The 8,690-nt window shown below is 49.5% G+C and carries 9 protein-coding genes, 1 tRNA gene and 1 pseudogene; 8 read left to right on the forward strand and 3 right to left on the reverse strand.

Translation table 11 applies throughout. The annotated features are described in order from the left end of the window. Positions 1-43: 43 nt before the first annotated feature. Genes Q0991_RS08120 through Q0991_RS08135 form a run of 4 tightly spaced genes read left to right on the forward strand, consistent with a single transcriptional unit; the run spans position 44 to position 3,922 of the window. On the forward strand, positions 44-1,027 hold the full coding sequence (locus tag Q0991_RS08120; RefSeq protein WP_299487199.1) for an alpha-ketoacid dehydrogenase subunit beta: 984 nt from the start codon (positions 44-46) through the stop codon (positions 1,025-1,027). Between the two features lie 39 nt (positions 1,028-1,066). Further along, positions 1,067-2,494 (forward strand): protein translocase subunit SecD, encoded by a 1,428-nt coding sequence (secD, locus tag Q0991_RS08125; protein ID WP_299487202.1) that lies wholly within the window; start codon positions 1,067-1,069, stop codon positions 2,492-2,494. Next, the gene (gene secF / locus Q0991_RS08130; protein ID WP_299487204.1) at positions 2,491-3,456 is read left to right on the forward strand and encodes a protein translocase subunit SecF; all 966 of its coding nucleotides are present in this window, start codon (positions 2,491-2,493) and stop codon (positions 3,454-3,456) included. Before secD ends, secF begins: the two co-directional genes overlap by 4 nt. A gap of 4 nt (positions 3,457-3,460) precedes the next feature. Next, positions 3,461-3,922: a hypothetical protein gene (locus tag Q0991_RS08135; RefSeq protein WP_299487207.1), complete on the forward strand. Its 462-nt coding sequence runs from the start codon at positions 3,461-3,463 to the stop codon at positions 3,920-3,922. Here the strand turns inward: Q0991_RS08135 and Q0991_RS08140 are convergent. After that, positions 3,851-5,356 carry a site-2 protease family protein gene (locus Q0991_RS08140; RefSeq protein WP_299487208.1) on the reverse strand — a complete coding sequence of 502 codons (1,506 nt, stop codon included), beginning with the start codon at positions 5,354-5,356 and terminating at the stop codon, positions 3,851-3,853. The genes Q0991_RS08135 and Q0991_RS08140 overlap by 72 nt on opposite strands. Before the next feature lie 48 nt (positions 5,357-5,404). On the opposite strand from Q0991_RS08140, the gene Q0991_RS08145 reads away from it, so the two are divergent. Continuing rightward, positions 5,405-6,064 carry an MBL fold metallo-hydrolase gene (locus Q0991_RS08145; protein WP_299487209.1) on the forward strand — a complete coding sequence of 220 codons (660 nt, stop codon included), beginning with the start codon at positions 5,405-5,407 and terminating at the stop codon, positions 6,062-6,064. A gap of 14 nt (positions 6,065-6,078) precedes the next feature. Here the strand turns inward: Q0991_RS08145 and Q0991_RS08150 are convergent, their stop codons facing one another. After that, positions 6,079-7,347, reverse strand: coding sequence for a glycosyltransferase family 4 protein (locus tag Q0991_RS08150; protein ID WP_299487211.1), 1,269 nt, complete (start codon positions 7,345-7,347; stop codon positions 6,079-6,081). Positions 7,348-7,392: 45 nt separating this feature from the next. Then, on the reverse strand, positions 7,393-7,593 hold the full coding sequence (locus Q0991_RS08155) for a hypothetical protein (RefSeq protein WP_299487214.1): 201 nt from the start codon (positions 7,591-7,593) through the stop codon (positions 7,393-7,395). A 234-nt stretch (positions 7,594-7,827) separates the two neighbouring features. Here Q0991_RS08155 and Q0991_RS08160 point away from each other — a divergent pair, with 234 nt between their 5' ends. From Q0991_RS08160 to Q0991_RS08170, 3 genes and pseudogenes are all read left to right on the forward strand, one after another. Further along, positions 7,828-8,298, forward strand: a complete 471-nt coding sequence (locus Q0991_RS08160) for a protein tyrosine phosphatase family protein (protein ID WP_299487217.1) — start codon at positions 7,828-7,830, stop codon at positions 8,296-8,298. A gap of 56 nt (positions 8,299-8,354) precedes the next feature. Further along, positions 8,355-8,426, forward strand: a tRNA-Gly gene (locus Q0991_RS08165). A 143-nt stretch (positions 8,427-8,569) separates the two neighbouring features. Continuing rightward, a pseudogene (locus tag Q0991_RS08170) lies at positions 8,570-8,690 on the forward strand (IS1 family transposase); the annotation flags it as partial.

The following is an 8,690-nucleotide window of genomic DNA, read 5'->3' on the forward strand; positions in this document are numbered from 1 at the left end:
CCGTCTTCTGCTAACGTATCCAATAGTGTATCGCTAACGCATTATGGCTGAAGTACTGTTATTTAACGCCCTCCGTGACGCCATCGACGAAGAAATGGCTAAGGACAACACCGTGATGGTGATGGGTGAAGACGTGGGCCACTATGGTGGCTCCTACAAAGTCACAAAAGGCTTGTATGACAAGTATGGAGAGCTGCGCGTCCTCGATACCCCGATCGCAGAAAATAGCTTTACGGGCATGGCCGTTGGTGCTGCCATGACCGGCCTGAAGCCGATCATTGAAGGCATGAATATGGGCTTTTTGCTCCTAGCCTTTAACCAAATTGCCAATAATGCTGGTATGCTTCGCTACACCTCCGGCGGCAACTTCAAAATCCCCATGGTGATTCGCGGACCGGGTGGTGTGGGTCGTCAATTGGGCGCGGAACACTCCCAGCGACTAGAGGCTTATTTCCAAGCCGTACCTGGCCTTAAAATAGTGGCTTGTTCTACCCCCTACAACGCTAAGGGTTTACTTAAAGCCGCCATCCGTGACCCCAATCCAGTCCTATTTTTCGAGCATGTGTTGCTCTACAACTTGAAGGAAGAATTACCGGATCAAGAGTACGTCCTTCCGCTAGATAAGGCTGAAGTGGTGCGCACGGGTAAGGACGTCACTATTTTGACTTATTCCCGGATGCGCCATCATGTCTTGCAGGCGGCAAAAACCTTGACAGAGCAAGGCTATGATCCAGAAATTATCGATTTAATCTCCCTTAAGCCCTTGGATTTCGATACGATTGGGGCCTCCATTCGTAAAACCCACCGGGTAATTGTGGTGGAAGAATGTATGCGCACTGGGGGTGTCGGTGCAGAAATTATTGCCTCTATCAATGATCGATTTTTTGATGAACTGGATGCCCCCGTGGTGCGCCTCTCCTCTCAAGATATTCCGACGCCTTATAACGGCATGTTAGAAAGTCTGACCATTGTGCAGCCGCCTCAAATTGTCGAGGCCGTTCAGCAAATTACTGCCCTACAGGTCTAATTCCATTTTCGCTTTTCCCTTTGGAGCAATGTAACACCGGTGCTTAAACAACAACGCTTTTTACTGGCTCTCATTGCCTTATTAGTTGTGGGGGCCTTAATCGTCGTTACCCCGTTTGGTAAGCAGTATGGTCTGGGCAAGATCAATCTAGGGCTTGACCTGAGGGGTGGATCTCAACTGACGCTGCAGGTTAATCCAACCGAAGAGGTCAAAGATATTAACGAAAACGTCATGGATGCGGTACAAAGCGTAGTGGCTAACCGCCTCAACCCAGAAGGCGTGTCAGAAATCGTAGTTCAGAAAACAAGCAACCAGCAGATTCTGGTTCAGCTTCCGGGGGTGAGCGATCCGCAGGAAGCTGAAAAATTGCTCAGTCAAGTGGCCCAGCTTGACTTTCGACGTCCCAACAATGCCGTCGTGGCTCAAGTCGATGTCCGCCGCAGAGAACTACAGCGTCTATTGCAGAAGTTGCCTGAAGCAGAGAAAGCAGGCGATGCCGCCGCCCTCGCTAAGCTCCAGGGGGAGGTTCAACAAAAACAGCAACAGCTCGCTGAATTACAAGATCAGTTCTTCCAAAAAACAGACTTAACAGGGGAAGATCTCACCGATGCGGGGTATGCCGTTTCCCAATCTGAGCCGACAAAATGGGATGTGACCCTACGGTTTGATGTGGATGGCGGTCGCAAATTTGCTGCCCTGACTAAAAGTTTGGCGGGCACTGGACAACCCCTGGGGATCTTTCTGGATGGAAAATCCATTAGTCAAGCCTCCGTCAGCGAGCGGTTTAAGGCTAATGGAATTACGGGCGGCGCTGCCATTATTACCGGCAATTTTGAGCTAGAAGAGGCCAAGCTGTTAGCCGATCAACTTAAAGGTGGGTCACTCCCGGTGCCCGTTAAAGTCGAAGAGGTTCGGACCGTTGGCGCTACCCTGGGCCAGGACAGTATTCGCCAAAGTGTCTATGCCGGGATTGGCGGACTTATTCTGGTTTTAATCTTTATGGGGGTATGGTATCGCTTGCCTGGCTTAATTGCAGACGTTGCCCTCTGTGTCTATGGCCTATTGACGTTTGCCTGCTACGTCTTGTTTGGTGTCACGCTGACCTTGCCAGGGATTGCGGGGTTTATCCTCAGCATTGGGATGGCCGTGGATGCCAATATCCTTATTTTTGAGCGCACCCGGGAAGAATTGCGGTCTGGGAAAACCCTCTATCGCTCCATTGAATCCGGCTTTTACCGCGCCTTCGCCAGTATTCTTGATAGCAATGTCACCACGCTGATTGCTTGTGGCGTACTCTATTGGTTGGGGTCGGGGCTGGTAAGAGGATTTGCCGTTACCTTGGGCATTGGCGTGGCCGTCAGTATGTTTACGGCCATTACCTGTAGCCGTACTCTAATGTTTACAGCCATTAGCCTCCCCAGTCTCCGCAAAGTTGAATTATTTGATTCGAAGAGGGCGGTCTCATGAAGTTGAACTTAAATCAGCAACGGGGACTCTGGTGGACAATTTCTGCGGCCTTGATCCTAGCGGGGGTTATTTCGATGGCCCTATCTTGGAATCAGTTTAAGGCTCCCCTAAAACCGGGTCTTGATTTTACCGGTGGCACTCGTTTGCAGTTAGAACGAAACTGCAGCCAACCTGAGAATTGTAAAACCCCCATTCAGATCGCGGATATTCGCCAGATCTTAGACAAACAGAACCTCACTGAAAGTAGCGTTCAAGTCATTGGCCAAAACGCTCAAGGGGTCGCGATTCGCACTAAGGATTTAAACCAAGAAGAACGAACCAAACTCACGGAAGCTCTAAGCACAGCGCTGGGCCAATTAGATGTAGAGAAATCGCAAATTGATACCGTCGGTCCAACCTTAGGGCGTCAGCTATTGGCATCGGGCTTGTTGGCTCTATTGGTCTCTTTTGCCGCCATTATTGTTTATGTCAGCGTTCGTTTTCAGTTTGACTACGCCTTTTTCGCGATTGTGGCCTTGTTCCACGATATCCTGATTACCATGGGCTTTTTCTCTATCCTGGGCTTAGCACGTGGGGTAGAGGTCAATAGTTTGTTTATTGTCGGCCTGTTGACGATTATTGGTTTCTCTGTCAACGATACGGTGGTCATTTATGATCGCGTCAGGGAGAACCTCAAATATGGCGCGAAGCGCTCCATTACCGAAACGGTCGATATTGCAGTTAACCAGACCCTGGGGCGTTCCATCAACACCTCCTTAACCACGGGTTTGCCCCTCATTGGCATTTATATCTTTGGGGGAGAAACCTTAAAAGATTTTGCCTTAACCCTGATCATTGGATTCGCAGCTGGCGCCTATTCCAGTATTTTTATTGCCAGCACCTTACTGGCCTGGTGGCGTCAACGCCAAGAGCGAGACAGTTACAACACTGCAATTACTGATTCCAGTCCAGAAGAAATCTAGCCTTATGAGTCAATCCCCTGGACGTTCAGACGGTGCTGTTCCAGAGCGGAACTCAGATCCCCAATTCCAGGCTGAAATCCAGCGGTTATTCAACCTAACCCTCTATGGTCGCTGGTTAGTTGTCGGGGGACTATGGTTAACCGTCGGTAGCCTCAGCCTATGGAGCCTACGAGAGTCGATTCAACTGTGGTTTGAATACTTTACCTGGGCCGCTGTTCGCTATGCCTTTGCCTTTAACCGCTTAGCGGCAGTGGGCTTAGGGATTTGCCTGGGAACCACTTTTGCAGTCTTACTCTGGCAAAGTCGGGTGATTCTCTGGGGTATTCCGACCCATGACTATCACCGCCTCAGTCAACAGGTAATGCGAATTCGAGTCCAAGGCAGCACCCATCCCTTATGGAATCGGGTTTGTGGCAAGAAGGATATGAGCCAGACTATGGGGCAGGGGCAAAATAATCAGCACTAGAATGCCCAGAGACATCAGCCCCAGCAAATCTCGCTTGTTATCCAGTTCACTAACATCGTTGAGAGCTGGCTGGTCAACGGTGGGCATAAATAACAAAATAATGGCCCAGATCATTAAGAAGGGGTTCTGTTGTCTGTAAATGAAAGCAAGGATAAAGATGAGCAGTCGGGCAATCTGACCGATAATGGCTCCGTTTCGCTGGCCAAACATGGCATGGACGATATGGCCGCCATCGAGTTGACCAATGGGCATTAAGTTCAAGGCAGTCGCAATGATACCGATCCAACCTGCGATCGCAACGGGATGCAAATCAATCCCCTTACCCAAGACCAGTTCACTGCCCATGACCACTCTGCTCAATAAAGCAAGCAGCACGGAAGAAGCAGGATTCATGGCATCGAAAGGTAACCCTTCAATCTTATCGGGAGGGGTCACCACCACAGAATGCATCAGACCCCAAATTAAAATGGGGATTGTGACGATCAGGCCTGCTAGGGGACCCGCAATCCCGACATCAAAGAGGGCCTTACGATGCGGAACAGGGGATCGCTGCTGAATAAACGCCCCTAATGTACCGATAGGGAAGAGACTAAAGGGCACCGGAATAAAGTAAGGCAAAGTGGCTTTGATCTGATATCGACGGGCGGTGAAATAATGGCCCAATTCATGAATTCCTAAAATCACCATCAAGGCAAGCGCATAGGGCAACCCCTTGATCAGGAGTTGAGGTTGGGTACTCAGGAGTTGGCGGGTGATGGAATTATCACTGAAACGCAGTCCAGCCAAAGCGGTGGTCATCAGGGTTGAGATAAAGAGACCCGATGCCAAGCCGGGTCGACTTACCGGTCCCCGTCGCTTCTCCCGCTCTTGGGTTTGCGTATTTGGAACCAAGACAAAAAAGGGCTTGTTTTTGGCTCCGTCTTGAAAAACCACCAAGAATCGATCGCCAAATTGGGTGGCGATATTTTCTTGAATGGTCTGATAGGCTTGTTCGGGTTGCGATCGCAACTGCCCTCGACAAATCACCACCTGAGGCCGAGTGTCAACATTCTGTAAATAGAAAATAGACCAAGGAAAGCAATTGTGCAGCTGTCCTTCTTCTTCTTTAGTCAATAAATTGGAGGTAGCAGGCTTAGCAGGCTTTTCGGGGGACGCCTCCTCAGCGCCTGCCCCTGGCGGAGAGGGGGGCGTTCGCAAGTTGGACCGCACCAGATACAGGTATAAAAATAGGCTAATCAGTGTGCAGGGAATCAACAGTTGGGGCGGCGTTTTAGCCTTTTCACCGTAAACGGCTGCCCATCCCCCGACCGCTAGGGCAGGGATCATCAACACGAGCCAAAGGGCCCAGGTGGGAGCCGTGGTGGTCCGAGACACACTGTAATGGACGATAAAATACAGAATTAGCCCAAAGAGAGCGAGTGAAATCCAAATCATGCAAACAGGTTGTTCTCGGTCAAAGCGACGCGAGCAAAAGGATTGACTGTGAACAAAGAACCCCTCCAGATTCTAGCGTCCATTTTTGCGTTTCCTCCCAATCGAGAGACACTGGGTGGGACTGCTTACCTCATTGTAGAAAATGACGGTAATATCCTTGTAGATTGTCCAGCCTGGACTGATCATACAAAATTCTTTCTCCAAGAACATGGCGGGGTGGGCTGGCTAGTGTTGACCCACCGCCAAGGCATCAGTAAGCAGATTCGCCAGATCCAAGAAACCTTTGCCTGCCCAATTGTGATCCAAGAACAGGAAGCCTATCTCTTACCCAATCTAGACGTCATCACGTTTCAGCATCAATGGGACTTACCTCCTCAGGTTCGACTCTTGTGGACCCCTGGGTTTTCTCCCGGGTCGGCTTGTCTGTATTATCATGCCCAGGGCGGTATCCTATTCTCGGGTCGTCACCTATTGCCCAATCAGCAGGGCCAGCCCGTTCCTTTGAGAACCGCTAAAACCTTTCACTGGCCTCGACAGATTGCCAGTGTGCAATGCCTTCTGGATCAATTTACCCCGGAAACCCTGCAATATATCGGTCCCGGAGCAAATACGGGGTTTCTGCGACGTCAAGGGAAAATTGAGGCCGCTTACACTGCTCTGAGTCAGCTGGATCTCCATCAACTTCGCCAAGCAGAGGTCGGTCTTTAGTAGGGCACAGTGGGCTAGGGGAGCAATTTATGATAAATCTCAACCATTGCTTGGGCTTTGCGAGGCCATTGAAAAGCGGCTGCTCGCTGAACGGCTTTTTGGGACATTTGCTCCAACAGCGGCCGATCTTGGCAGAAGGTTTGGATGGCTTGCATCATATCGGTTACAAGTTGCGATCGCGACACGGGGGCCAGCTTAAATCCCGTCTCAGTCGTGACATATTCGCCAACGCCCCCGTAATTAACGACAATACAGGGCAATCCACAGGCCATTGCTTCTAGAACCACCGCTCCACCAAACTCACGCACAGATGGGAAGCAAAACACATCTGCTTGCTGATAATAAGCTGCCGTTTCAGTCTGCTCGACCCATCCCACCAGTTGAATTTGTTCTTCTAGCTCTAATTCGCTGACTTGTGCCGCTAAGGATGAGCGTTGCGGACCATCCCCCACAATGGTCAGGTGAACCTGCGATCGCAATTCTGACGGTAATCGACTGATCACTTCAACCACAACATCAGCACATTTATAAGGAACCAGACGCCCCACAAACAGTAGTTTCAATGTGTTGTTTGAAGTAGGCGGGGCTGGGGTAAAAACGCCTTCAGCAATTCCATTCTCATAGAAGATCTGAATCCGATCATCAGAAATATCAAACAGTCGTTTAAGCAATTGATAGGTATAGGTGGACCCCGCTAACACTCGATGCGCTTGTTCATAGGTCTGTCGATACCCTGGAATCAACCAGCGTCCCAATGAACGGAAGAAATTGAGATAGGCAAATTCCTGTTTAGCAATCTCTGGGAAGCCTTCTGAAAAAGGAATTCCTCCATTCACGGGCCCCAGAAGAAAGGGCGTTTGCTGACAAGCCTGAACCAGCTTGACGGGATACCGAGGCATCATCGGGGTGAGGGCATGGACCAGATCATACTCTCTAGCTTCTACGGCAGTATGGAATTGCTCGTAAACTTTGTGATTAAATTCCGCGTAAATGGGATAGGTCAGGACATGATACAGGGGCCAGTTGTTCATGCCTTGGGGAATCAGGCGTAAGGCCCATTGATAATAACGTTTGGCTAGGGTGCTTTCAGAAATATAAGTGATGTTTTGGGGGCTAATATTAGCTTTTTCTAGCCCAGCTCGATTCCGCTCATGGGTGACGAGGGTAACGTCTACGAGGTTATTAAGGGTGCGAAAATAGTGATAGCCCTCTAGGGGAACAGAGGACCAGTTGGGGTTACATTCTTCGACAACGAATAATACCCTTAATGATGGAGTGCCCATGACAATGCCCAGTGGAGCTAATAGCGGTTTTACACTTGGAGGCTGTTAGGAGTTTACCCATTTCCACGTTTGTGCATGGCGGGGGGAAAGAATCAGTTGAGTGCCAACACCCACAGCAACCGCATGGCGGTCAAAGAGGTATTCGCTGTAGTCTGCAAGGTCATCGATACCCGCAAGGTTGAGAAAGATTTCAGCAATGAGCCACAGGACTAAACTGACGAGTAATTGCTGCCAACGAATAGTCATAATCTGTCCTCCCGCTCAGGTTGTCCTTAGCTTAGGATGGGGGGCTAGACGCTGTATTCAGGAGGATCACCCAACTTGCACCAATTGGTGGGTTTAGGGAGCGTTAATGCTCTGGTACCGGAGAAAAATGGGGATCAGGATAAATACGGATAGGAAAGCGAAGACGGTGCTTTTGAAATGGATCTTGTAGGCTAGGACTAAGGGAAACGATGGATGTAGCACGGCAGAGCGGCCATGAAAGATTCTTCAGAAAAACTCCAACACATTCAGTCATTTCTGGCGCTATCTGATCAGATAGGAACGGCGGGTCAGCCCACAGTGACTCAATTTGAAGATATTAGAGCCGCGGGCTTTCAAACCGTTGTGAATTTGGCTCTAGTCGATTCTACGGATGCGATTCCAGAGGAAAGCGCCATCGTTTCAGACTTGGGTATGGAGTATGTTCATATTCCAGTGGATTGGGAAGTCCCGACGTTGGCGGATCTAAACCGCTTCTTTGAGGTGATGGATCAACGGTCAAATGCTCAAGTTTTTGTCCACTGTGCTAAGAATATGCGGGTCTCGGCATTTATGTATCTGTATCGGGTTCTGCGTCAACGAATGCCCCCTGAGGAGGCTCAAGAGGCGTTACTGCAAATCTGGCAACCCATTCCCCATTGGCAAGCATTTATGGATCAGGCAATCACAGCGTTCACTTCTGGATAAAATCTATAGTTCGATGGAGGGGTTAGGGTTCGATGCTATCTTATTATTCACGTTCTGCGGATGTAGTTCAGTGGTAGAACGTCAGCTTCCCAAGCTGAATGTCGTCGGTTCGAGTCCGATCATCCGCTCTTGTGCTGTTGTCCATTATTTCTTTAAACGGATCTTGTCCTCTTTTGGTGATCCGAGTAAAACAAGTGTACATTATTGGTCGTGCATCAAAAAAGTATGGGTTTGTTAAACCTATAGGGAGTTGAGTTATCCCTATTCCCTGATGCAATGCCCTCTATGTGGTCATCCAAAGACCCACAAACACGGTAAAACCAGTAAAGGCAGCCAACGTTACCGTTGTCCCCACTGCCAGCAAACCGTCAGTGAAACCTTTGATACCCTTT

Origin of the sequence: Acaryochloris sp. IP29b_bin.137, from assembly GCF_028285745.1 — a bacterium.
In the GTDB taxonomy this organism is placed as follows: domain Bacteria; phylum Cyanobacteriota; class Cyanobacteriia; order Thermosynechococcales; family Thermosynechococcaceae; genus Acaryochloris.

Excerpts from the sequence above, each read along its gene's own strand:
- Q0991_RS08120 (WP_299487199.1), top strand. The coding sequence starts at position 44 with ATGGCTGAAGTACTGTTATTTAACGCCCTCCGTGACGCCATCGACGAA.
- secF (WP_299487204.1), top strand. The coding sequence starts at position 2,491 with ATGAAGTTGAACTTAAATCAGCAACGGGGACTCTGGTGGACAATTTCT.
- Q0991_RS08135 (WP_299487207.1), top strand. The coding sequence starts at position 3,461 with ATGAGTCAATCCCCTGGACGTTCAGACGGTGCTGTTCCAGAGCGGAAC.
- Q0991_RS08140 (WP_299487208.1), bottom strand. The coding sequence starts at position 5,356 with ATGATTTGGATTTCACTCGCTCTCTTTGGGCTAATTCTGTATTTTATC.
- Q0991_RS08150 (WP_299487211.1), bottom strand. The coding sequence starts at position 7,347 with ATGGGCACTCCATCATTAAGGGTATTATTCGTTGTCGAAGAATGTAAC.
- Q0991_RS08155 (WP_299487214.1), bottom strand. The coding sequence starts at position 7,593 with ATGACTATTCGTTGGCAGCAATTACTCGTCAGTTTAGTCCTGTGGCTC.
- Q0991_RS08160 (WP_299487217.1), top strand. The coding sequence starts at position 7,828 with ATGAAAGATTCTTCAGAAAAACTCCAACACATTCAGTCATTTCTGGCG.